At 60.4% G+C, this 24651-nt stretch carries 22 protein-coding genes; 20 read left to right on the top strand and 2 right to left on the bottom strand.

Features of this window, described 5'->3' with window-relative positions; translation table 11 throughout:
• Positions 1–75: 75 nt before the first annotated feature.
• Both HMPREF2617_RS10915 and HMPREF2617_RS10920 read right to left on the bottom strand, forming a co-directional pair.
• Positions 76–1104 carry a DoxX family protein gene (locus HMPREF2617_RS10915; RefSeq protein WP_070422920.1) on the bottom strand — a complete coding sequence of 343 codons (1029 nt, stop codon included), beginning with the start codon at positions 1102–1104 and terminating at the stop codon, positions 76–78.
• A gap of 97 nt (positions 1105–1201) precedes the next feature.
• Entirely contained in the window at positions 1202–1804 is a 603-nt protein-coding gene (locus HMPREF2617_RS10920) for an MBL fold metallo-hydrolase (RefSeq protein ID WP_070840707.1), read from the bottom strand.
• Between the two features lie 84 nt (positions 1805–1888).
• On the opposite strand from HMPREF2617_RS10920, the gene uvrA reads away from it, so the two are divergent.
• From uvrA to tyrS, 20 genes are all read left to right on the top strand, one after another.
• Positions 1889–4747 carry an excinuclease ABC subunit UvrA gene (gene uvrA, locus HMPREF2617_RS10925; RefSeq protein WP_070840730.1) on the top strand — a complete coding sequence of 953 codons (2859 nt, stop codon included), beginning with the start codon at positions 1889–1891 and terminating at the stop codon, positions 4745–4747.
• A 281-nt stretch (positions 4748–5028) separates the two neighbouring features.
• A complete protein-coding gene (gene infC, locus HMPREF2617_RS10930) occupies positions 5029–5550 on the top strand; it encodes a translation initiation factor IF-3 (RefSeq protein ID WP_083279489.1) in 522 nt (173 codons plus the stop codon).
• A 36-nt stretch (positions 5551–5586) separates the two neighbouring features.
• The gene (rpmI, locus tag HMPREF2617_RS10935; protein WP_070422917.1) at positions 5587–5781 is read left to right on the top strand and encodes a 50S ribosomal protein L35; all 195 of its coding nucleotides are present in this window, start codon (positions 5587–5589) and stop codon (positions 5779–5781) included.
• Positions 5782–5833: 52 nt separating this feature from the next.
• Positions 5834–6220 (top strand): 50S ribosomal protein L20, encoded by a 387-nt coding sequence (gene rplT / locus HMPREF2617_RS10940; RefSeq protein WP_070422916.1) that lies wholly within the window; start codon positions 5834–5836, stop codon positions 6218–6220.
• 87 nt (positions 6221–6307) lie between these two features.
• The gene (locus HMPREF2617_RS10945; protein WP_070840708.1) at positions 6308–7126 is read left to right on the top strand and encodes a TrmH family RNA methyltransferase; all 819 of its coding nucleotides are present in this window, start codon (positions 6308–6310) and stop codon (positions 7124–7126) included.
• Positions 7127–7259: 133 nt separating this feature from the next.
• Complete coding sequence (gene pheS, locus HMPREF2617_RS10950; protein ID WP_246821737.1) at positions 7260–8330, top strand: phenylalanine--tRNA ligase subunit alpha; 1071 nt, start codon at positions 7260–7262, stop codon at positions 8328–8330.
• Positions 8331–8344: 14 nt separating this feature from the next.
• Entirely contained in the window at positions 8345–10867 is a 2523-nt protein-coding gene (gene pheT / locus HMPREF2617_RS10955) for a phenylalanine--tRNA ligase subunit beta (protein WP_070840710.1), read from the top strand.
• Between the two features lie 54 nt (positions 10868–10921).
• On the top strand, positions 10922–11974 hold the full coding sequence (argC, locus tag HMPREF2617_RS10960) for an N-acetyl-gamma-glutamyl-phosphate reductase (protein WP_070840711.1): 1053 nt from the start codon (positions 10922–10924) through the stop codon (positions 11972–11974).
• A 52-nt stretch (positions 11975–12026) separates the two neighbouring features.
• A complete protein-coding gene (gene argJ, locus HMPREF2617_RS10965; RefSeq protein WP_070840712.1) occupies positions 12027–13187 on the top strand; it encodes a bifunctional glutamate N-acetyltransferase/amino-acid acetyltransferase ArgJ in 1161 nt (386 codons plus the stop codon).
• Positions 13188–13202: 15 nt separating this feature from the next.
• A complete protein-coding gene (argB, locus tag HMPREF2617_RS10970) occupies positions 13203–14135 on the top strand; it encodes an acetylglutamate kinase (RefSeq protein ID WP_371326033.1) in 933 nt (310 codons plus the stop codon).
• Positions 14132–15310: an acetylornithine transaminase gene (locus tag HMPREF2617_RS10975; protein WP_070840713.1), complete on the top strand. Its 1179-nt coding sequence runs from the start codon at positions 14132–14134 to the stop codon at positions 15308–15310. Before argB ends, HMPREF2617_RS10975 begins: the two co-directional genes overlap by 4 nt.
• A 4-nt stretch (positions 15311–15314) precedes the next feature.
• A complete protein-coding gene (argF, locus tag HMPREF2617_RS10980) occupies positions 15315–16253 on the top strand; it encodes an ornithine carbamoyltransferase (protein ID WP_070422908.1) in 939 nt (312 codons plus the stop codon).
• Positions 16253–16750: an arginine repressor gene (locus HMPREF2617_RS10985; protein ID WP_070449951.1), complete on the top strand. Its 498-nt coding sequence runs from the start codon at positions 16253–16255 to the stop codon at positions 16748–16750. Before argF ends, HMPREF2617_RS10985 begins: the two co-directional genes overlap by 1 nt.
• Positions 16751–16815: 65 nt before the next feature.
• Entirely contained in the window at positions 16816–18018 is a 1203-nt protein-coding gene (locus tag HMPREF2617_RS10990) for an argininosuccinate synthase (protein WP_070422906.1), read from the top strand.
• Positions 18019–19455 (top strand): argininosuccinate lyase, encoded by a 1437-nt coding sequence (gene argH / locus HMPREF2617_RS10995; protein WP_070840714.1) that lies wholly within the window; start codon positions 18019–18021, stop codon positions 19453–19455.
• 48 nt (positions 19456–19503) lie between these two features.
• The gene (locus HMPREF2617_RS11000) at positions 19504–20691 is read left to right on the top strand and encodes a hypothetical protein (protein WP_070828600.1); all 1188 of its coding nucleotides are present in this window, start codon (positions 19504–19506) and stop codon (positions 20689–20691) included.
• Positions 20691–22280, top strand: a complete 1590-nt coding sequence (locus tag HMPREF2617_RS11005; protein WP_070449945.1) for a VWA domain-containing protein — start codon at positions 20691–20693, stop codon at positions 22278–22280. The genes HMPREF2617_RS11000 and HMPREF2617_RS11005 overlap by 1 nt, the downstream gene beginning before the upstream one ends.
• Positions 22267–22917 carry a hypothetical protein gene (locus HMPREF2617_RS11010; protein ID WP_070422902.1) on the top strand — a complete coding sequence of 217 codons (651 nt, stop codon included), beginning with the start codon at positions 22267–22269 and terminating at the stop codon, positions 22915–22917. The genes HMPREF2617_RS11005 and HMPREF2617_RS11010 overlap by 14 nt, the downstream gene beginning before the upstream one ends.
• Positions 22914–23093: a Trm112 family protein gene (locus tag HMPREF2617_RS11015; protein WP_070422901.1), complete on the top strand. Its 180-nt coding sequence runs from the start codon at positions 22914–22916 to the stop codon at positions 23091–23093. The genes HMPREF2617_RS11010 and HMPREF2617_RS11015 overlap by 4 nt, the downstream gene beginning before the upstream one ends.
• An 18-nt stretch (positions 23094–23111) precedes the next feature.
• Positions 23112–24377, top strand: coding sequence for a tyrosine--tRNA ligase (gene tyrS, locus HMPREF2617_RS11020; RefSeq protein ID WP_070422900.1), 1266 nt, complete (start codon positions 23112–23114; stop codon positions 24375–24377).
• The last annotated feature ends 274 nt before the right edge of the window (positions 24378–24651 follow it).

Raw genomic sequence — 24651 nt, forward strand, 5'->3', positions numbered from 1 at the left:
CCCCAAAACAAACAACCCCGAGGCGGGAAATATTCCCAACGCCTCGGGGCCGTAACGTTCAACTAAGTTCAGTGCTTAGCTGAGCTTCTTCTGAGCCTTCTTCACCAGCTTCTTCGCGCGCTTCTCAGCCTTCTTGGCCTTACGCTTCCACTTCAGCTTGGTGATCCAGGACGGGTCAGCATCGAGCTTGTCCCAAGCCTTCTCCAGCTTGTCGATGGCACCCTGCGCCTTGTCCTGAGCCTTCGCGGTTGCCTTGTTGACCTTGCGCTTCGCCTTGAACTTGTCCAGAGTAGACGGCTGCAGATCGTTGAGCTGATCCTGCAGGTCACCAACAACGCTGTTGACCTTGCGCTTCGCCTTGAACTGCTGGATCTTCGACGGCTTCAGGTCATCGACCTTGCCCTCTGCCTTGTCTGCAGCGTCATCGAGCCAGTCACCAGCGTCGGAAAGGAAGCTCGAAGCCTGCTTCTTAGCGTCGTCGAACCAGTCGCTAGCGGTATCGCCGGCCTTGGAAGCGGCCTTCTTCCAGTCGCCCTTGTTGTCGTCGATGTAATCGGCAACCTGGTCGGTGCGGTCAGAGAACCAGTCACCAGCCTTGTCAAAGGCCTTCTCGGTCTCAGACTTGGTCGGCAGCGCCTGCTTGATGTTCTTCTGCGCAACGGAAGCGGCGTTCTGTGCACGCCACTTCATGTTCGGCTTGCCAGCCGTATCAACAGTTGCCAGCAGCACGCCACCAGCAAGACCGAGGTCGGTCAGGGCGCCACTGCGACGACGAGCCTTCTCTTCCTCGCTGTCGGCCTCCCAGAATGCGTGGCGGCCAATCACCGTCGGGATCGCGGTTGCAGCCAGCAGGGTGGCGGACAGGCGCGGGAACTTGCCGATTGCGAACAGGGAGCCAGCGCCAGCCTTAACGCCGCCGACAATCTTTGCGGCGGATTCCGGATCCTCCGGAACGAAGCCGCGGTACTCGGCTGGAACAGCGGTGCGCAGCTTCTTCAGGACAGTATTTGCGGAGTCCTTGTGGGCTGCCGGGTTCAACAACGTCTCAACGCCGTCGATCACGTAGACCGATGCCAGCATTGGGCGTGCGATTTTGCGAATCATATATGTACCCAAATCCTTACGTTTTGTAGCTGATTGTGCTCCCACCGAGTGTAGCGATTTTGCGCCAGGCCAGCTGTGTCCTATTGCACAACGCCACTTACCAGCGACGCTCCCACCACTCGTCAAGGTGCGGCCGTTCTGCGCCCAGCGTGGTGGGTTTTCCGTGGCCAGGGCGAACGATTGCGTCGTCGGGGAAGGCGTCGAAAAGCTTCTGTTTCACATCGTTGAAGAGTCGCACGAAATCACCCTCGGACTGGGTTTTGCCCAAGCCCCCCGGGAATAGGGAGTCGCCCACGAAAAGGTTCGGGGCGCCGTCGATGTCTACCGCGATAAACGCGCCGCCGGGAGTGTGCCCGCGCAAGATACCCACAGGAATGCGATGGCCGGCGAACTCGATGGTGTCACCGTCGCGCAGTTCCACATCGGGGGCGACGGGAAGTGCAGGGGCATCCAAAAACGGTGCGTAGTGTGTGGCGCCGGTTGCTTCCAACACAGCTTCCAAAGCGCGAGTGTGGTCGTGGTGGCGGTGTGTGGTCAGTACAGCGGTAATTTCCACACCGGCGTCGCGGGCCATGGTGAGGAGGGTGTCGGGCTCGTCGGCGGCGTCGATAAGCAATCCTTGCCCTTCGGAAGCGAGCAGATAGCAGTTGTTGTCCATGGCAGATACGGAAACCTGATGGAGCTTCAGCGAAGTAGTCATGCCCGCCACAGTAGCCAAGGAATGTTTGTATACCGCGCGACGTTGGTAGTTTCTTGGGAGAACGAATCGACGAAAGGCGAATACGTGGCCGACAAACTCATTGTGCGTGGCGCTCGGGAACACAACCTCAAGGGTGTAGACATCGAGCTGCCCCGTGACAAGATGGCGGTGTTTACCGGACTGTCCGGATCAGGCAAGTCCTCGCTGGCCTTCGACACCATCTTCGCCGAAGGCCAGCGCCGCTATGTTGAGTCGCTGTCGTCCTATGCCCGCATGTTCTTGGGTCAGATGGACAAGCCCGACGTCGACTACATCGACGGTCTCAGCCCGGCCGTGTCCATTGACCAGAAGTCGACAAACCGTAACCCGCGCTCGACAGTAGGCACGATTACAGAGATTTACGACTACCTGCGTTTGCTGTACTCGCGTGCCGGCACAGCACACTGTCCGGAATGTGACGCAGTTATTGAACGTCAGACCCCGCAGCAGATCGTTGACCGAATTCTTGAGTACGAAGAGCGCACGAAATTCCAGGTGCTTGCGCCGATCGTGCGCAAGCGTAAGGGTGAGTTCCAGGATCTGTTTGCAGACCTCGCCGCCCAGGGTTATGCGCGTGTGAACGTGGATGGGGAGACCTATCAACTCACCGACCCGCCGAAGTTGGAAAAGCAGATCAAGCACAACATCGACGTTGTGGTGGACCGCCTGATGGTCAAAGCCAGCCAGAAGCAGCGTCTGACTGACTCTGTTGAGACTGCGCTGAAGCTGGCGGACGGCCTCGTGGGCTTCGACTTTGTGGATCTCGACGCTGACGACCCGGAGCGCGTACAGATCTTCTCCGAGAAGATGGCCTGCCCGAACGGGCACAAGCTCAACGTGGAGGAGTACGAGCCACGTGCGTTCTCGTTCAACTCGCCATTCGGGGCTTGCCCGGCCTGCGACGGTCTCGGTATGCGCAAGGAGATCGACGTTGACCTGATTATTCCCGACCCAGATGCGCCTGCGGTTGACGCGTTCCAGCCGTGGAACTCGAGCCCGAACAAGAAGTACTTCACCAAACTCATCGAAGCGCTGGCGAAGGAAGAAGGTTTTGATGCGAACGCACCGCTGAGCTCGCTGACCAAGACCCAGCAAAAACACCTGATTCACGGCTCGTCGACCAAGATCAACGTCCGCTACAAGAACCGCTTTGGCCGTCAACGTTCCTACACCGCCGCCTACGAGGGCATTGTGGGCTACATCGAGCGCAAGCTTGAGCAGGCGGAGTCAGACACGCAAAAAGAGCGCCTCCTTGCGTTTACCCGCGAGGTGCCGTGTCCGACCTGTAAGGGTGCCCGCCTGAAGCCTGAGATCCTCGCAGTGCGTCTCGCATCAACGACGCACGGCGAGAAGTCCATCGCGGGCCTGACGGAGCTTTCCATCGAGGATGCGTCCGAGTACCTGGACAACCTGGTGCTGGGCTACCGCGAGGAAATGATTGCTGGCGCAGTGCTGCGGGAGATCCAGGCTCGGTTGCACTTCTTGCTCGACGTCGGCCTGAACTATCTGACGCTCGCGCGCTCTGCCGGCACGCTGTCCGGTGGTGAAGCACAGCGCATTCGCTTGGCGACGCAAATCGGCTCCGGTTTGGCTGGCGTCCTGTACGTGCTTGACGAGCCATCCATCGGCCTGCACCAGCGTGACAACCAGCGCCTGATTGCAACGCTGAAGAAGTTGCGCGACCTCGGCAACACGCTCGTTGTCGTCGAGCACGACGAGGACACGATCCGTGAGGCCGACTGGCTCGTCGATATTGGACCCAAGGCTGGCGAGTATGGCGGTGAGGTGGTCTACCAGGGAGATCCGGCAGGCATCCTGAAGGCGAAGGACTCGCTCACTGGTGATTACCTGGCGGGACGTAAGAAGATTGAGGTTCCGGAGCAGCGACGTGTCGTCGATAAGCAGCGCATGCTCAAGGTTGTTGGCGCCCGCGAGAACAACCTAGACAACGTCGATGTGAGTATCCCGCTCGGCGTGCTTGTGGCTGTCACGGGTGTATCGGGCTCGGGCAAGTCGACGCTGGTGAACCAGATTCTGGCGAAAACCCTGCAAAACCAACTGAACGGTGCGCGCCAAGTGCCCGGGCGCGTGAAGAAGGTCGAAGGCCTGGAGCACCTGGACAAACTCGTGCAGGTGGACCAAAGCCCGATCGGGCGCACGCCGCGGTCGAACCCCGCGACATACACGGGCGTGTTTGACAAAATTCGTAACCTGTTCGCCGAGACTCAGGAGGCGAAGGTTCGCGGCTACAAGGCCGGGCGATTCTCCTTCAACGTCAAGGGCGGCCGCTGTGAGGCTTGTCGTGGCGACGGCACGATCAAGATCGAGATGAACTTCCTGCCGGACGTTTACGTCCCGTGCGAAGTGTGCCAGGGTGCACGTTACAACCGCGAGACGCTCGAAGTGCGCTACAAGGGCAAGAACATCGCCGAGGTGCTCGACATGCCGATCTCCGAGGCAACCGAGTTCTTCGAGCCGATCACCTCGATCCACCGCTACCTGCAAACGCTGGTAGATGTCGGTCTCGGCTACGTCCGACTCGGGCAGAGCGCAACCACGCTGTCCGGCGGTGAGGCACAGCGCGTGAAACTCGCCGCGGAGCTGCAGAAGCGTTCTAACGGTCGCACGATCTACATTCTCGACGAGCCGACCACCGGCCTGCACTTCGAAGACATCCGCAAACTCATGCTGGTGCTCAACGGGCTGGTGGAGAAGGGCAATACCGTACTGGTCATCGAGCACAACCTCGATGTGATCAAGTCCGCCGACTGGATCATCGATATGGGGCCGGAAGGTGGCTCAGGCGGCGGCACCGTGGTTGCGCAGGGCACCCCGGAGGACGTGGCCAAGGTCGAAGGGTCCTTCACCGGCGAGTTCCTCCAGGATGTGTTGGCAAAAGGGTAGGAGAGCTCGATTTGGTGCACGCGTGTAATGCGTGTACTATTCACTTCGCACCGCCCAGCGTGTCCGTTTGACGGGTACGCGGGCCACAAGAGGAGTGAATCCCACCCCAAGCCGCTGGCGTTGAGCCGAGTTGGATACGGGTCAAACGGTATGCCGCATGTTGGCATGCCTGGACGATCTCCCGCCACCGGATTCCGGTGAGCGGGTTTTTCGCGTGAGATCACCCCAAATGTGACCCAGAGCGGCAACAACATTGTTTCTCAAAGTCTCTAGGAGTTCTCATCAGCGCTGAAGCTCGGATTAACGATCGAATCCGCGTCCCCGAAGTTCGCCTCGTCGGCCCGTCCGGCGAGCAGGTCGGCATTGTCCGTACGGATGACGCCCGCAAGCTGGCGTACGAAGCGGATCTCGACTTGGTTGAGGTGGCGCCGAACGCTAAGCCGCCTGTGGCCAAGATCATGGACTACGGCAAGTTCAAGTACGAGCAGGATCAGAAGGCCCGCGAGGCCCGTAAGAACCAGCAGCAGACCGTGGTCAAGGAACAGAAGTTCCGTCCCAAGATCGATGAGCACGACTACCAGACCAAGAAGGGCAATGTTGAGCGCTTCCTGGAGAAGGGCAACAAGGTCAAGGTCACCATCATGTTCCGCGGCCGCGAGCAGTCCCGCCCTGAGCTGGGCTACCGCCTGCTGGAGCGTCTCGCTGAGGATATCGGCGAGTTGGGTGTGGTCGAGTCCCGCCCGAAGCAGGACGGCCGCAACATGACGATGGTCTTCGGACCGGCTCGCAAGGGCAAAAAGTAAATTTTGAAGTAACCGACACTCTGAAGGGCTTTCACCATGAAGCAGAAGACCCACAAGGGCACCGCAAAGCGCATCAAGGTCAACGGCAAGGGCAAGCTGCGCCGCGAGCAGGCTGGTAAGCGCCACCTGAACGAGAAGCTCTCCTCGAAGCGTCGCCGCAAGCTCTCCGGCACCACCGACGTCGCTAAGGCTGACGTCAAGCGCGCAAAGCGCCTCCTCGGCATGTCCTAAGCACTGCCCGATCAATCAACCGATTACGAGATAAGAAAAGGAAGTTTGACTCATGGCACGTGTGAAGCGTTCAGTCAATGCTAAGAAGAAGCGCCGCGCAATCCTCAAGTCCGCGAAGGGCTACCGTGGCCAGCGTTCCCGCCTCTACCGCAAGGCTAAGGAACAGTGGCTGCACTCCCAGACCTACGCTTACCGCGACCGTCGTAAGCGCAAGGGTGAGTTCCGCAAGCTGTGGATCCAGCGCATCAATGCTGGTGCACGCATGAACGGCATCACCTACAACCGCCTCATCCACGGCCTGAAGCTGGCTGAGGTTGAGGTCGACCGCAAGATCCTCGCCGAGCTCGCTGTCAGCGACTTCGCTGCATTCTCCGCCCTGTGCGAGGTTGCAAAGAACGCTCTGCCGGAGGACGTTAACGCTCCGAAGAACGCTGCGTAAGCGCTTTCGCTTTTCGACGACACACCGCCCCGTCCCACCACACCCGGTGGAGGCTGGGCGGTTTTCGTTCGCGGTAAGGTATCGGCCATGGCATTGGATTTTGAGCAGCCGTTTACTGAGCGCACCCCGCGTGTGGTCAACGCTGCGAAGCTGAAACGTGCGGCGGGTCGTCGCAAAGCAAAAGCTTTTCTCGCGGAAGGGGAGAACGCCGTGGAGGCGGCGGTGGCTACGGGTGCAGCAACAGACTTGTTTGTCACCGAAGCAGCGGCTGAGCGTTTCGAGGAAATCGTTCGCGCCGCTGGCTACATGGATGTCTACACGCATGCCATCAACGACAAAGCTGCTCAGCACCTCGCCGACGCGGTGACCAACACGGGTATTTTCGCGGTGTGTAGGCCGGTGCTGTGGACGGTGCCGTCGATCCTCAAGGGCCGGCCCCGTCTAGTCGCGGTGTGCGTGGAGACCAACGACCCAGGCAACGCGGGCACGATCATCCGCCTAGTAGATGCGCTGGGTGCGGATGCAGTCATCTTCGCTGGGGACACCGTCGATCCAGAGTCGCCGAAAGTGGTGCGTTCCACCGCAGGATCGTTGTTCCACGTACCGGTGGCTCGCGACCGCGACATTCACCGGGTCATTGGGCAGCTGCATTCTGCCGGATTAGCTACGGTGGCAACCTCGGCTTCGGGGGAGACATCCCTCGCGCAAGCAGACGAGGTGCTTGCACGCCCAACAGCGTGGCTGTTTGGCAACGAGGCCCACGGACTTAGCGATGAGCTTCTCACCAATGCTGATCACCGGATCTCCATCCCGATTAAGGGCAGCGCGGAATCGCTGAATCTCGCTACCGCTGCATCCATGTGCCTCTGGGAATCCTCCAAGGCGCTCGACGCAGACGAAAGGTAATCGCGATACCGACACCTATCGCATGTCCCCCTCGCGCATTCATGTGTCGGCTCCACGGGTAAAGTGGTGGACGCTTTTGAACCGACATCGCTGCAGACGCCCTGAGCTGCAGAGCACTTGTGGAAAGGCGCGGGTGAGCGTAAGCGTGGCCGACAACGCAACACAACTTCCGGATATTGAACTGACCGAGGAAGCCCTGAACAAGGCAGCAGACGACGCGATTGCTGCCTTCGAAGCAGCTGCGGATCTCGCAGCACTCGAAGAGGCGCATCGCGCGCACCTGGGGGAGAAGGCCCCAATCATGCAGGCGCGCAAGTCGCTGGGCTCTATCCCAAAGGATCAGCGTAAGGACGCTGGTCGCTTTGTGAACATGGCGCGTGGCCGCGCCGAAAAGGTCTACGCCCAGCTGCGCCAGGTCCGCGAAGCAGAGCACCGCGAGAAGCAGCTGCGTGAGGAAAAGGTTGACGTTACGTTGCCTACCGCACGCGCGCACGCCGGCGCGATGCACCCGATCACCACACTGTCGGAGCACATCGCCGACATCTTTATCGGCATGGGCTGGGAAGTGGCCGAAGGCCCCGAGGTTGAAGCGGAGTACTTCAACTTCGACGCGCTGAACTTCATTCCGGACCATCCGGCCCGCACACTGCAGGACACCTTCTACATTGGCGAAGAAGGCTCCAAGCAGGTGATGCGTACACACACCTCGCCGGTGCAGGTGCGAACGATGCTTGAGCGCGATGTGCCGATCTACATTGCGTGCCCGGGCCGCGTGTTCCGTACCGACGAACTCGATGCAACCCACACCCCTGTGTTCCACCAGGTGGAGGGTCTCGCTGTGGACAAGGGACTGACGATGGCGCACCTGCGCGGCACGCTCGACCACCTGGCTAAGGTGCTGTTCGGCCCAGAAACCAAGACCCGTATGCGTACGAACTACTTCCCGTTTACCGAACCGTCTGCCGAGGTGGACGTTTGGTTCCCGAACAAGAAGGGCGGCGCTGGCTGGATTGAGTGGGGCGGCTGCGGCATGGTCAACCCGAACGTGCTGCGTGCTGTTGGCATCGACCCGGAGGAGTACACCGGTTTTGCGTTCGGCATGGGCCTTGAGCGCACGCTGCAGTTCCGCAATGGCCTGTCGGATATGCGCGACATGGTCGAAGGCGATGTCCGTTTCACTATTCCGTTCGGCGTGCAGGCGTAAAAGGAGAACCAATAATGCTTATTTCCAAGAATTGGATCACCCGCCTGCTTAATCAGGCAGGCAACCAGGGCTTCAATCCCACCGACGAGGAATTGGACGCCGGTTTTGTCCGCGTCGGTTTTGAGACCGAGGGCTACGAGCCGCTGCCTGAGGTGACCGGCCCGCTCGTCATTGGCCGAGTAGCCGAGATCGAGGAACTGACCGGGTTTAAGAAGCCCATCCGCTACTGCCAGGTTGATGTCGGACAGGCCAACGGCACAGGTGAACTGCAGGGCATCATCTGTGGCGCGCGAAACTTCAAGGAAGGCGACCTAGTCATCGTGTCGCTTCCGGGTGCGGTATTGCCAGGTGGCTTTGCTATCTCCGCGCGCAAAACCTACGACCACATTTCGAACGGCATGATGGCCTCCGCCGCAGAGCTGGGGCTGACTGCAAAGAGCGAAGGCATCATCACGCTCGAGGATGGCGCAGCTACCCCGGGCGATGACGCTCGCGAGATCCTCGGCTCCGGCGACACCGTGTTCGAGGTCAACGTCACCCCGGATCGTGGCTACGCACTGTCTGCGCGCGGCCTGACCCGTGAGATCGCATCCGCCTTCGACCTGGCGTTTAAGGATGTCGCGCAGGATCCGTCGATCGCAGGCGTTAATACGTCTGTTGTTCCGGAGCCGGCAGGCGAGAGCGTCCCCGTCGAGGTTGAGGCCTCGACGAAGGCGCAGCGTTTCGGTCTGCGCACCGTGAAGGGCATCGACCCGAAGGCGCAGGCACCGTTCTGGATGCAGCGTGAACTCATGCTCAGCGGTGTTCGCTCTGTAAACGCGGCGACTGACGTGACTAACTACGTCATGCTGTTGCTTGGTCAGCCGATGCACGCATTCGACGCCGACAAGATCTCCGGCGGCTTACGGGTGCACACTGCTGAGGTCGGTCAGAAGTTTGAAACGCTCGACCACGTTGAGCGGACGCTGACCGCAGACGATGTGGTGATCAGCGACGACAACGGCATCCAGTCCCTCGCCGGCGTTATGGGTGGCACGACGTCGGAGATTTCCGACGACACCGTGAACGTCCACTTCGAGGCTGCAACCTGGGATCCGCTGACTGTTGCTCGTACTGCACGTCGCCTGAAGCTGAGCTCGGAGGCCTCTCGTCGATTTGAGCGCGGCGTTGACCCCGCCATCGTCGAGGTCGCTCTGGATGCCGCTTGTGCGCTCCTCGTCGAGATCGCTGGCGGCTCGATCGAGGCTGGCCGTACGCTTGTCGGTGACGTTAAACCGCGTGAGCCGATTGCCATGCGTGCCTCGCGCCCGTCGGAGCTCATCGGTGTGGACTACTCCCGCGATACGGTTGTGCGCCGTCTTGAGGAGGTCGGCTGCACTATCGCAGGCGAGGGTGAGAACCTTCAGGTCACGCCGCCGACATGGCGTACCGATATCACCGTTCCGGTGGAACTTGTCGAAGAGGTCGTGCGCCTTGAGGGACTCGACGATATCCCGTCGATCCTGCCAACACCGCGTGGTGGTCGCGGCTTGAGCCCGCTGCAGCGTCGCCGTCGCGCGGTCACGCACGCGCTGGCGTACTCCGGCTACGCGGAGATCATCCCGACGCCGTTTATTGCCAACGACACGTTCGACGTGTGGGGGCTCGACGCAGACGATCCGCGCCGCAACACGGTGAAGGTGCAGAACCCGTTGGATGCTGACTACGGCATCTTGGGCACGACGCTTCTGCCGTCGATGCTCGAGGCAGCAGGCCGCAATGTTGCCCGCGGCCGTGGCGATATTGCGCTCTACTCGGTTGCACAGACCTCTGAGAAGCGCGCGGATGTTTCGCCGTTGCCGGCCGTTACCCAGCGTCCAGCAGATGACGTTGTCGCAGAACTTATTCAGTCGCTGCCAAAGCAGAATCTGCATGCCGCAACGGTGGCGCTCGGCAACGTCGAGCTCGAGGGGCCGTGGGGCAATGGGCGCGCCTATGAGTGGTCGGACGCGATCCAGTCTGCGCAGATCGTCGCCCGCGCATGCGGTGTTGAACTCGACATCGTCGCTGCCGAGGTTCTGCCGTGGCACCCGGGGCGCTGTGCGGAACTCTCTGTCCGCGATGCTGCTGGCGAGCGTATCGTCGTTGGCCATGCTGGCGAGCTGCACCCGCAGATTCTGGAGAAGCTAAACCTGCCAGCGCGCACGTGCGCGATGGAGCTCGACCTGACTGCGATCCCGCTGGAGGAGCGTCTTCCGGCGCCGCGCCTGTCGTCGTTCCCGCTGTTGCACCAGGACATCGCGCTCGTCGTCGATGAGGAAGTTCCGGCTGAAGACGTCCGTCGCACTCTCGTTGAGGGCGCAGGTGAGCTTGTCGAGGACGTAACGCTTTTCGACGTCTACCGTTCGGAATCCCTCGGCGAGGGCAAGAAGTCTCTCGCATTCGGCCTGGCCTTCCGTGCGCCCGATCGCACGCTGAAGGAAGAGGAAGGCTCGGAGGCTCGCCTCAAGGCAGCCGAGTTGGCTAAGGAGCGCTTCGGCGCAGAAATGCGCGGGTAAATATTAATCCGTGAATAACTTACGGCGCACTGCATAACTGATACACTGTCCGCTATGTCAGAAAGTGTGATCAAGGTTGCGGTCGCCGGAGCCACCGGGTACGCAGGGGGTGAGATTCTCCGTCTGCTGCTCGGGCACCCCGCCTACCTTGCGGGTTCGCTTCAGATCGGTGCTCTTACCGGAGCATCGAACGCTGGCCAGCAGGTCGGCGATCTTATGCAGCATCTGCCGGAACTTGCAGATCGGGTCATTGAGCCGACAACAATCGATGTGCTTGCTGGCCACGATGTTGTGTTCCTCGGCTTGCCGCACGGCCATTCCGCCGAGATCGGTCAGGCGCTCGGCGAGGACGTCGTCGTGATTGACTGCGCTGCAGATTTTCGGTTGCGCGATGCCGAGCAATGGAAGCGTTTCTACGGCTCTGAGCATGCAGGATCTTGGCCTTACGGACTTCCAGAACTGCCGGGTCAGCGGGCCGCCCTGCGGGAGGCAAACCGTGTCGCTGTCCCGGGGTGTTTCCCCACGGGGGCGACCCTTGCGGCCTGGCCGGCACTCGAAGCGGGGCTCGTGGAGCCTGATCTGACCATCGTTGCCATTACCGGTGTATCCGGTGCCGGCAAGAAGGCGAATGTGGATCTCCTCGGCGCGGAAACGATGGGATCTTTGAAGGCCTATGGTGTCGGCGGGACGCACCGGCACACACCAGAGATCCAGCAGAACCTCGAGGGGGTTGCAGGTACTAGCGTTTCCGTGAGCTTTACCCCGGTACTGGCACCGCTGCCACGCGGGATTCTCACTACAGTGACCGCACCATTGGCGCAGGGCGTTACGGCAGAGGCGGTAAGAAGCGCGTACGAACAGGCGTATGCAGGCGAGCAGTTCGTGCGCCTCATGCCGGCAGGCTCGCAGCCGCAGACCCAGCATGTCGTGGGCGCGAACATGTGTGCCGTGCAGGTTGCAGTGGACGAGCACGCCGGCAAGTTGGTGGCGACGAGTGCCATCGACAACCTGACCAAGGGCACTGGTGGTGCCGCTGTGCAATGCATGAACCTTGCACTCGGGTGGGACGAAGGGGCAGGACTATCGCGAGCTGCGGTGGCTCCGTAACCGCCACGTCACAACGACTCTCCACCCCTGTTGAAAGGAAAACGAACAGTTCATGACCACCACCGGAGTAACCGCACCGAAGGGCTTTAGCGCTGCAGGTATCAGCGCCGGGATTAAGGCGTCTGGCAACTGTGATCTCGCATTGGTTGTCAACGAAGGCCCGGAGTTCGCTGGTGCAGCCGTATTTACTCGGAACAAAGTGTTTGCAGCGCCAGTGAAAGTGAGCCGTGAGACTGCAGCTGGCGGCACCATTAAGGCTCTGATTGTGAACTCGGGAAACGCGAACGCGTGTACCGGCGCACAAGGATACGAAGACGCAAAAGCCATGCAGCGCCTGACCGCAGAAGGCATCGGGGTCGACCCAGCCCACGTTGCGGTCTGCTCGACGGGGCTGATCGGCGACACACTTCCGATGGACAAGGTGGAAGCCGGTATCGGTGTCGCAGTCAAGCAACTCGGCGATGATGGAGCGGGTGCTGCAGATGCGATTCGGACGACAGATACGGTGGCGAAAGAAGTCGTCGTCAAGGGCGACGGCTGGACTGTGGGGGCGATGGGAAAGGGTGCCGGCATGATGGCGCCGTCGCTGGCGACGATGCTTGTCTGCATCACCACCGACGCAAAGGCTGACAGCGCCACGTTGCAGGCTGCGCTCGAGCAAGCCTGTGCCATGACGTTTAACACGTTGGATATTGATGGCTCGACTTCCACCAACGACACGGTCGTCGCAATGGCAAGCGGTGCCAGTGGCGTGACCCCAACGCAAGCAGAACTCAACGCCGCAGTGCACGAAGCGTGCGCGAAGCTAGCGGCGATGATGCAGTCGGATGCGGAAGGCGTGACCAAGCGTGTCGCGATCACCGTCCAAGGAGCGCTCGACGATGCACAAGCGCTCAACGCAGCGCGCGCGATCGGCCGTGACAGCCTGGTCAAGACTGCGATGTTCGGCTCCGATCCGAACTGGGGCCGCGTGCTGGCAGCCGTAGGCATGGCCGATGCCGAGATGGATGCGGAGAACATCTCCGTGACCTTCAACGGTCAGACCGTATGCGAACAGTCGACCGGCGCACCGGGCGCCCGCGACGTTGACTTGAGCGGAGCCGACATCGACGTTGTTGTGGACCTGGGCACCGGGGGAGCGGGCAGCGCAACCGTGCGCACAACCGACCTCTCGCACGCCTACGTCGAGATCAATTCCGCGTACTCGAGCTAGGAGGTGGGTGAGTTGATGCCTAATCTAACGAGTGAACAGCGCGCCACCGTCCTTGCCGAAGCACTGCCGTGGCTGCAGCACTACCGCGACAAGATTGTGGTGGTGAAGTACGGCGGTAACGCCATGATTGATGAAGACCTCAAGGCGGCGTTCGCCGCAGACATGGTGTTTCTGCGCACTGTGGGCGCAAAGCCCGTGGTCGTGCACGGCGGCGGGCCGCAGATCAGCGCGATGCTCAAGCGTTTGGGCCTCGACGGCGGCGAGTTCGTCGGCGGGTTCCGTGTCACCACGCCGGAAATCCTGGATGTCGTGCGCATGGTGCTGTTCGGGCAGGTGGGCCGAGATCTTCTGGGCAAGATCAATTCCCACGGCCCGTACGCGGTAGGCACCTCAGGAGAGGATGCCGGCTTGTTCACGGCCAAGCGCCGCCAGGTCGAAGTGGAAGGTGAGCTCGTCGATATCGGGCTGGTCGGCACCATCACCGACGTGAATCCGGCAGCGGTGATGGACATCATCGACGCCGGCCGTATCCCGGTCGTCTCTGGCATCGCTCCGGGCGAAAACGGCGAGGTCTACAACATCAACGCTGACGAAGCCGCAGGCGCGCTGGCAGCTGCGATCGGCGCGGAACGCCTCGTAGTTCTCACCAACGTGGAGGGCCTTTACACCGATTGGCCCAACCGCGATTCGCTTTTGTCCAAGATCGAGGCGGCCGAGCTTGAGAAGATGCTGCCGGGCCTAGACACCGGGATGATCCCGAAGATGGAAGCTTGCCTGACCGCGGTCCAGGGCGGGGTGAAAGCGGCACACGTTATTGATGGTCGTGTGGCCCACTCAGTGCTTCTCGAACTACTGACCATGGGTGGTGTGGGCACGATGGTGCTTCCAGACGATTACGACCGCACCCACTACCCAGACGGCACAATCTTTAGGAAGGATGAGGCATGAGCAACTTCGCTACACGCTGGTCGGAGTCACTGCTAGACACGTACCCAGCCCCGCCGGTTGAACTCGTCTCTGGCGATGGCGCTACCGTCACCGATGCCGACGGGAAAACGTACATCGACATGCTCGCAGGCATCGCCGTGAACGCGTTGGGACATGCCAACCCAGCCATCGTGCAGGCGGTGTCGCAGCAGGTGGCCACTCTCGGCCACGTATCTAACCTGTTTGGTTCCCATCCGGTGGTTGAAGTAGCGGAGAAGCTGCGCGCACGCGTCGGCGACGAGACCGCCCGTGTGTTTTTCAGCAACTCCGGCGCAGAGGCCAACGAGGCCGCGTTTAAGCTTGCCCGTCTCACTGGTCGGGGGCGCATCCTCGCAGCCGAGCATGGTTTCCACGGCCGCACCATGGGCTCGCTCGCGCTGACCGGACAGCCAGAGAAGCAGGCCCCGTTCGCGCCATTGCCCGCCGGCGTGGAGTTCTACCCGTATGGCGACATTGATGCGCTGACGGCTCTGGTTGAGCAGAACCCTACCGATACTGCCGCCATCATCTTGGAGCCGATTCAGGGCGAAACCGGCGTCATCCCGGCGCCCGAAGGCTTCTTGCAGGCGGTGCGCTCGCTTTGCGACGAGCACGGCATTCTCTTCATCACCGACGAGGTCCAAACCGGAGTCGGCCGCACCGGGACCTTCTTCGCCTTCGAAGACGCAGAGGTCGTGCCGGATGTCATCACCATGGCCAAAGGTCTCGGCGGGGGACTGCCCATCGGCGCGACGATAGCCCGCGGTAAAGCCGCGACACTGTTCACTCCGGGCAGCCACGGCACAACCTTCGGTGGCAACCCTGTCGCCTGCGCTGCGGCCAACGCGGTGCTGGACACTATTGACGATGGGTTCCTGGCCAATGTTCGTCGCAAAGCAGCAGTGCTTATCGACGAAACCACGGACGTTCCCGGCGTCGCGGAAGTGCGCGGCCGGGGACTCATGCTGGGCGTTGTGCTGGAGCAACCGGTTGCGAAGCTCGTCGTCAAGCATGGGCTCGAACACGGCGTCATTCTGAACGCGCCGTCCGACACCGTCATCCGACTCACCCCACCCCTGGTAATTAGCGACAACGAGATCCAGCAGGCGGTTGAGCGTCTCGCAGCCGCAATCGCACAAGCCGCAGAAAGGAACTAGACCAATGGCTCGTCATTTTCTCGCAGACGACGATCTCACCCCAGCAGAACAGGCTGAAGTCCTTGCACTCGCAGCGGAGCTGAAAAAGGCTCCGCTGTCGCACCGGCCGTTGGAAGGGCCGCTTTCAGTGGCAGTCCTGTTTGACAAGACCTCGACGCGTACGCGGTTCTCATTCGACGCTGGTATTGCGCAACTTGGCGGTCAGGCGATTGTGACTGAGACTGGGCACGCACAGATGGGCAAGGGCGAATCCTTCCAGGACACCGGTGCCGTACTGTCCCGCTACGTACAGGCAATTGTGTGGCGCACCTACGATCACCAGAACCTCGTGGACATGGCTGAGGCAGCCACCGTTCCTGTGGTCAATGCACTTACCGATGACCTGCACCCATGCCAGATCCTGGCGGACCTGCAAACCATCATCGAGGAGTTCTGCCCCGAGGAAGGTGCCGCTGGTTTGAAGGGGTTGAAAGCGGTGTACCTCGGCGACGGTGACAACAACATGGCTAACTCGTACCTGATCGGTTTCGCTACAGCGGGGATGGACATCACTGTTATCGCGCCCAAGGAATTCCAGCCGCGTGCCGAGTTTGTCGAGCGCGCCGAGAAACGCGCCGCAGAAACCGGCGCCCGTGTCACCGTGACTGATGATGTTGCAGCTGCTGAAGACGCGAACGTCGTGATCACCGACACCTGGATCTCGATGGGCATGGAAGAAGACGGCAAGGATCGTCGCACACCGTTCTTGCCCTACCAGGTTGATGCGGACCTGATGGCGCGCGCGGCAAACGATGCAATATTCTTGCATTGCCTTCCCGCGTACCGCGGGAACGAGGTCGCCGCGGAGGTCATTGATGGCCCGCAGTCGCGCGTCTTCGACGAGGCTGAAAACCGTTTACATGCGCAGAAAGCGTTGCTGACCTGGCTTCTGGAGCACCAATAATGTCCCAACCTGTATCCCGTACCGCACGCCAAGCACGGATCCTCGAGTTGCTTGAGCAGACTCGTGTTTCCTCGCAGATTCAGCTGTCAGAGCTGCTGCTCGCAGAAGGCATCGACATTACGCAGGCGACCCTGTCGAGGGACTTGGATGAACTTGGTGCGAAGAAGATCCGCCCATCTGGCGGCGGCCGTGCCTACTACACGATCAACGGCGATGCCGATGGTTTTGAAAACGCGCAGACTGGCCCCCGTGAGAAGCTCCGCCGCATGATCGACGAGTTGGTCGTATCCGCGGATGGCTCGGGTCAACTTGCACTGCTGCGCACGCCCCCAGGTGCGGCGCAGTACCTGGCCAGCTACATTGACCGCGTAGGCCTCGACCAGGTTGTCGGCTGCATTGCTGGCGACGACACAATTTTTGTTCTTGCACGCGAACCGCTCACCGGCGTAGAACTTGCCGTGGAACTCTTCGGCGGACACGCCCGGGGCAGCGACTAAAAAGTTTTACCCTGCAGGTAACCTCATACTATTCATGAAATCTTTTGAAGGAGAATCGTTCTACCATGACTAATCGCGTTGTTCTTGCATATTCAGGCGGTTTGGACACGTCCGTTGCTATCCCGTACCTGGCTGAAATGACCGGCGGTGAAGTGATCGCGGTCTCCCTCGACCTTGGACAGGGCGGCGAGGACATGGAATCAGTGCGCCAGCGCGCATTGGACTGCGGTGCAGTGGAGTCCATTGTTGTGGACGCCAAGGATGAGTTCGCCGAGGAGTATTGCCTGCCCACCATCAAGGCAAACGGTATGTACCAGGGCGAGTACCCGCTGGTTTCCGCGATTTCGCGCCCGCTGATTGTCAAGCATCTCGTTGAGGCTGGTCACAAGTACGGCGGCACCCACGTCGCCCACGGCTGCACCGGCAAGGGCAACGACCAGGTTCGTTTCGAGGTCGGATTCCTGAACCAGGATCCGGACCTGGAGATCATCGCTCCGGCTCGTGACTATGCCTGGACCCGCGATAAGGCCATCGAGTACGCAGAGGGCAAGAACTTGCCGATTGAGCAGTCTGCCGCGTCGCCGTTTTCCATCGACCAGAACGTGTGGGGCCGCGCAGTTGAGACCGGCTTCCTTGAGGATCTGTGGAACCCGCCGACAAAGGACCTCTACGCCTACACCGAGGACCCGGCGCTCGGCAACGCTCCGGACGAGGTCATCATCTCCTTCGAGTCCGGCAAGCCGGTGGCCATCGACGGCCGTAAGGTCACGGTCCTCGAAGCAATCGAAGAGATGAACCGTCGCGCAGGTGCCCAGGGTGTTGGCCGTCTCGACATGGTTGAGGACCGTCTGGTTGGCATCAAGTCCCGCGAGGTCTACGAAGCGCCGGGCGCCGTCGCGCTGATCACCGCTCACAAGGCTCTTGAGGACGTCACCGTTGAGCGCGAGTTGGCTCGCTACAAGCGTCTTATCGATGCACGCTGGTCCGAGGAGGTGTACGACGGCCTCTGGTTCGGCCCGCTGAAGCGCTCCCTGGATGCGTTCATCGAGTCCACCCAGGAGCACGTCACCGGCGATATCCGCATGGTCCTGCACGCTGGCCAGATCACGGTCAACGGCCGTCGTTCCAACCACTCGCTGTACGACTTCAACCTGGCTACCTACGACACCGGCGATACCTTCGACCAGACCCTGGCCAAGGGCTTCGTGCGTTTGCACGGTCTGTCCTCCCAGATCGCGAACAAGCGCGACCGCGAGGCCGGCAAGTAAATGGAGCAGCACAAGACAAACGAAGGTGCGCTCTGGGGCGGTCGTTTTTCCGGCGGCCCGTCGGAAGCCATGTTCGCCCTGTCCGTGTCTACCCATTTTGACTGGGTGCTTGCGCCATACGATGTGCTCGCATCCAAGGCACACGCGAAGGTGCTGAACAAGGCAGGTTTGCTTAGCGACGACGACCTTGCCGTCATGCTCGACGGCCTGGACCAACTCGGCCGCGACGTTGCCGACGGCTCGTTCGGTCCGTCGCCGACCGATGAGGATGTCCATGGTGCGATGGAGCGTGGACTCATCGACCGTGTCGGGCCCGAGATCGGTGGTCGCCTGCGTGCTGGACGTTCCCGCAACGACCAGGTTGCGGCCATGTTCCGGATGTGGCTGCGCGATGCCCTGCGGGGTGTCGCACTCGATGTCAGCGATCTGATCGACGCGATCGTCGCACAGGCGGAAGCCCACCCAGACGCGATCATGCCTGGCAAGACCCACTTCCAGGCTGCACAGCCGATCCTGCTTGCGCACTCGCTGTTGGCGCATGCCCAGCCGCTGCTGCGTGACCTGGACCGGATCAAGGATGCCGACAAGCGACTGGCAGTCTCGCCGTACGGTTCCGGAGCGCTGGCTGGTTCGTCGCTGCACCTCGACCCAGAGGCGATCGCAGAGGAGCTTGGTTTCGATTCGGCAACCGACAACTCGCTCGACGGCACCTCCTCGCGCGACTTTGCTGCAGAATCCGCGTACGTCCTGGCACAGATTGCGATTGATATCTCTCGTTTCGCCGAAGAGATCATCGCGTGGTCCACGCCAGAGTTCGGTTACGTCACGCTGCATGACGCGTGGTCGACTGGCTCGTCGATCATGCCACAGAAGAAGAACCCGGACGTTCCGGAACTTGCCCGCGGCAAGGCTGGTCGCTTGATCGGTAACCTTTCCGGTTTGCTCGCCACGCTGAAGGCTATGCCGCTGGCGTACAACCGTGACCTTCAGGAAGACAAGGAGCCGTTGGTCGACTCGGTCACGCAGCTCTCCATCCTCCTGCCGGCGTTCACTGGACTGGTTTCCACGTTGACGTTCCACGAAGACCGCATGCGCGAACTGGCTCCAGCAGGGTTTACATTGGCCACCGACCTGGCCGAATGGATGGTTCGCCAGGGCGTTCCATTCCGCGAAGCACACGAGGCTTCGGGAGCCTGCGTTCGCATCGCAGAATCTCGTGGTGTCGATCTCGTGGATCTGACGGATGAGGAGCTAGCGGGCGTCGATAAGCGTCTGCTCCCCGAAGTGCGCGAGGTACTTACTGTCGATGGGGCGGTCGCATCCCGCGATACCCGCGGCGGTACTGCGAAACCGCGTGTGGTGGAGCAGCGGGAGCGTGTCCGCGAAGCGAACAAGGCTGCGCGTCAGTGGGCAGAGCAGCCAGTTCGGAAGAAGTAAATACACGTTCGCAGAGCGCAGTTCAGAGTTTCCCTTTAGCATTGGGATATGGATGCGCCAAATACCTATGAAGCCAAGCCCCGGGGACGGTCAGTCTCCGTGGTGCTTGGCCTCATTTTTATTGCAGTGGTCATCGCCGCAGTTGCGTTAGGCCGGGGGCTTCTTCCCTTTGGCAGTGATGGCGACGAAAAAGACAGTGGCGGTGAATCAAATCGCCAGTCTCAGGGCAACGTGCAGCAACTCCACGGAGTAATCGGCTCTGAAAAGCGGGCTTTCTTTGAAGACCCCAAGGTCAAGGACAGACTTGCAGCGTTGGGCTACAGCGTCAGCGTGACAACAGCGGGGTCCCGCCAGATAGCTACCACCACGGATATTGCCGCACAAGATTTCGTTTTCCCGTCTTCCGGGCCTGCCACGCAAAAGGTGCGCGAACAGGGCAGTGGCTACTCGGTGGATTTCCCGTTCTTCTCCCCGATGGCGGTAGCGAGCTGGAAGCCGATTGCGGATCTACTGGTAGCTGAGGGAGTCGTGGCTGAGCAGAACGGCGCTTACACACTGGACGTGAACAAGTACATGGACTTGGCCCGCTCCGGAAAACGATGGCGCGACCTCGGGGACGCGTTTCCGTCGCCACGCAATGTACAGATCCGCTCGACAGATATCCGCACCTCAAACTCCGCCGCGATGTATCTGTCGCTGTTGGCGTGGGAGGTAGCACAGCGAGAACCCGATCGCGCCAATGACGTTGGTTTTCTTGTCGACGAGATCGCGCCCTTCTTCACCGCTCAGGGATACAGCGAAGCGTCATCCTCTGGCCCTTTTGCGGACTACCTCAGCCAAGGCATGGGAGCGGTACCGATGGTGATGGTGTACGAAGCACAGTTCATTGGTGAGCAGATGCGAGATAGTTCCCGAATCCGCGACGATATGGTGCTGCTGCAACTCAGTCCGACAGTGCTGGCTAACCACGGCATCGTCGGGGTGAGCGAGGGAGGTAGAGAACTCGGTCGTCTGCTCACCAACGACCCCGAGCTACAAAAGCTGGCCGCGTACCACGGATTCCGGCCCGCGACCTCAGGCAACCTGGCCCAAGAGATGGAGGATCGAGGGCTCGATGCGCCTGCGGACTACGTCAATTCCATCGACCCACCCTCCTACGACAGGCTTGAACAACTCATCGACGGTGTCGGTCAACGCTATGGCGGAGAACCCGCACCGGTGAAGGAGGAGGAATAATGAATCGCCTCGTCGCGGCGCTTGCTGCGTTCATGTCTCTGGTGCTCGTCGCGTGTAGCACTTTCGAAGAAGGCACTTCCAATACTCCTGATACATCCGGCGCAGGGCCCAGCGGTAATGCCGATCTGACCATTGTCGCTGCAACCGAGCTCAAAGACCTCGAAGAATTGGTTGATCGTGCAGCAGAGGAGCTCGGCTTCACTATCGACATGCAGTTCCCCGGCGGAACTTTAGAAAACTCCCAAACGCTCAAACAGGGAGGTTTCGATGGGGAAGTGGATGCCACATGGTTTGCTACGAACCGCTACGTCAACCTGATCGGCGCCTCCGACAAGTTGGACGGTGAGACAAAGATTGCCACAAGCCCCGTCGCGTTCGGTGTATGGGAGGACAGCGCAAAGCGTCTCGGCTGGGACACCAAGCAGCCCACCTGGGCCGAGTTTGCCGACGCTGCCGCAAGCGGCAAGTTCACGTTCGGGATGACCAACCCGCAAGCCTCGAACTCGGGATTCTCCGCACTCGTCTCGGTGGCGACTGCGCTCGCAGACACCGGCGATGCGATTTCCCCTACTGACTTGGAGCGCGTTGGGCCACAGCTCAAGGAAATGTTCGAAGCGCAATCTATGGTTTCCGGTTCTTCCGGGTGGCTGGCTGAGACGTTTGTCAATGACTCGTCCCGAGGCGATGGCATCATCAACTACGAAGCAACACTTCACCAGCTAAAGGCCCAAGGTGTGCCTATTGAGGTTGTTGTCCCCGCCGATGGCGTGATTTCCGCAGATTACCCGTTATCGGCACTGGCTAACCCTGCGCATGCAGACGCGCGGGGTCGGGTAGAAGAGCTGTCGCGCTGGCTCCTGGAACACCAAGAGGACATCGCTCAGACCTATCGCAGGCCTGTGACCGGCGTGGATAACGTGCCGGTGGAGATAGCCAACCAACACGTCATCGAGCTGCCGTTCCCAGCCAACGAGGGAGTCGTCGATGAGCTGCTTTATGCGTACGACAACTCCTACCGCAAACCAGGCCGAACAACGTTTGTGCTAGATACTTCCGGGTCGATGGAAGGGCAGCGGTTGGCGTCGCTGAAAAGCATCATGCACTCGCTTATCGACGGCTCCGCTTCAACACTCACCGGTGACGTCTCCCTACGCGACCGGGAAACCGTCACGTTGCAAGCCTTTGATTTCGCACCACACGAACCGTTGACAGTTCGTTTCTCCCGGGAAGATCCGAAGTCTGCTGAAAAACTATCTGACTTCGTCGATGGTCTCCAGGCTGAGGGCGGAACCGCGGTGTATGAAACCTTGCTGAAGGCATTGAGGAATACGGACCCGAACGGAGGTATTCCGTCGATAGTTTTGCTGAGTGATGGTGAAAGCACCGTTGCCCCAGACTATGTCGAATTCAAGAGGCAGTATGAAGCATTGCCAGAACAGCTGCGTAACGTGCCTGTGTTCGTTATCTTGTACGGCGATGCTAATGCGATAGAGATGCAAGCACTTGCAGATCTCACCGGTGGTGAGGTGTTTGACGCGCTTGGTGGCGACCTGGCTGCTGCCTTTAAGGAGATTCGTGGATTCCAATAATTCGTCTGCGGGAAAAGCAGCCCGGTATTTCGCCTCACCCAAGAACCAGCTTGGGTTGGTGCTGGCTACCCTCGTGGTTGTGGTTCATATTGCGGTAGGTATCGGACTGTTCTGGCCGGTCGCCGCGGCGGCCGCGTATGGCGCCGGCGCGGCTCTTGCGCCGTCCCGGAAAACCAAGGAACTTCCAGCAGCACCAACCCTGCCCACGTCGCAAGTTCTCGAGAATGCGCTGCGGCAAACGACTGATCGGTTGGAATCGGCGAAGCCACCACGTCAGGTGATGATGCAGGCGCGAGCGTTTGAAAAAGCCTCCAAGTTCGTATTGTCCGAGTGGGAACACCTCGAGCCGACGCCTAAGCACCGGCAGACGATGTGGAATGTAGTCAATGTGTACTACCCGGAGGTCGTCGATACGTACCTTGATGCCCCTCAGTACCGAGACAAGTCTGCGGTGAGCGTGGTTGTGGACTCTTTAACCACGCTCACTCGCGCTGCTGAGCGGGTGCAGCAGGGGATTTTGGACGACAATCTGCGCGCCATGGATTCACAAGCGCAGTTCCTGCGTCAAGAGCTCGGTGAGTTGCCCGGACTCGACGACAGCTACCACGGAGGCAGCGGGTACGATCCGAAAGCATGAGTCTGGATCCGAAGCTTCTTAACGTCCTCGCGTGTCCCAAAGACAAGGGAACGCTGGAGTATGACCAAGAGCGGGAGCTGCTGGTCAACGAACGCCTCGGCATTGCCTATCGCATTGACGACGGCATCCCAGTTCTGCTCATCGACGAAGCAGAGCCATACATCTCGGCAAAGTAGAAGACGGAGAAAAACCCAATGAGCAAAAACATCATTGATGAGCTTGAGTGGCGCGGGCTGATCAACCAGTCCACGGACCTCGACGCACTGCGGAAGGAAACCGAGCAGCCGATCGTGCTGTACTGCGGCTTCGACCCGACTGGTCCCTCGCTGCACGCCGGCCACCTCGTTCCGCTGCTCATGCTGCGCCGCTTCCAAGAAGCAGGCCACACACCGATCGTGCTTGCTGGTGGCGCTACCGGCATGATCGGTGACCCCCGCGATGTGGGGGAGCGTTCTATGAACTCCGCGGACACCGTCCGTGATTGGGCGGACCGGATCAGCGGCCAGCTCAAGCGCTTCGTGCACTTTGATGGCGACAATGCAGCACGCCTGGTCAACAACAACGACTGGATTAAAGACCTTGGCGTTATCGAGTTCCTGCGTGATGTGGGCAAGCACTTCTCGCTGTCCACGATGCTCGGCCGCGACACGGTAAAGCGTCGTCTGGAGAACGACGGCATTTCTTACACCGAGTTTTCCTACATGCTGCTGCAGGCGAATGACTACGTGCAGCTGCGCCGCAACCACAATTGCGTGCTGCAGGTTGGCGGCGGCGATCAGTGGGGCAACCTCGTTGCGGGCGTTGACCTGAATCGTCGTATGGACGGCGAGCAGGTTCACGCGTTGACTGTTCCGCTGGTGACGGATTCCGAAGGTAAGAAGTTCGGCAAGTCCACTGGTGGCGGCTCGCTGTGGCTGGATCCCGAGATGACCAGTCCGTACACCTGGTACCAGTACTTCGTAAACACTGCGGACGCCGATGTCATCCGTTACCTGCGTTGGTTCACCTTCCTTGACCAGGAAGAGCTCAACCGCCTGGAGACCGAAGTGGCGGAGCGCCCATTCAAGCGTGAAGCCCAGCGTCGCTTGGCGCAGGAGATGACCGATCTGGTCCACGGCAAGGAAGCCCGTGAGGCTGTCGAACTCGCATCGCAAGCTCTGTTCGGTCGCGCAGAACTTACTGACCTCGACGAGAAGACCCTCGCATCGGCAGTCTCTGAAACCTCTGTCTTTGAGATCCCAGCCGGCGAAACCACGGATATCGTGGAGCTTCTCGTCGGTGCTGGTCTTGCAGAGTCGAAGGGTGCAGCGCGCCGCTCCATCAAGGAAGGTGGCGTGTACGTGAACAACGAGCGCGTCGAAGACGAGGCGTGGGCGCCGTCTGACCAGGATTTCCTCCACGGCACATGGCTGGTCCTGCGCCGAGGCAAGAAGAACTTCGCAGGCGCTAAGCGCGCATAAGCAACTGCTTATCGACGACACCACCCAGGCAGAAACCACCATCTGCCTGGGTGTTTGTGTTGTTTGTGAGTTCGTGGTTATATCTTCATCCGTTGCTTCGAGCGGCCTTGAGGGGCTGGCGAGAGGGAACAAGTTAATTTCATGAGGTTACTGTGCAAGGTAAACGGTGGTTGAACTTGAGTTTGACTTTAGTTTACGTTGTGTTGTAGTCTCTGGTTCCGCCGCTTTGATAGCCGTGACTTTAAGGGTTGTGGTTGTTGGGTGTGCTGGTGTT

This window comes from Corynebacterium sp. HMSC070H05 (assembly GCF_001837615.1).
Lineage (GTDB): Bacteria > Actinomycetota > Actinomycetes > Mycobacteriales > Mycobacteriaceae > Corynebacterium > Corynebacterium coyleae.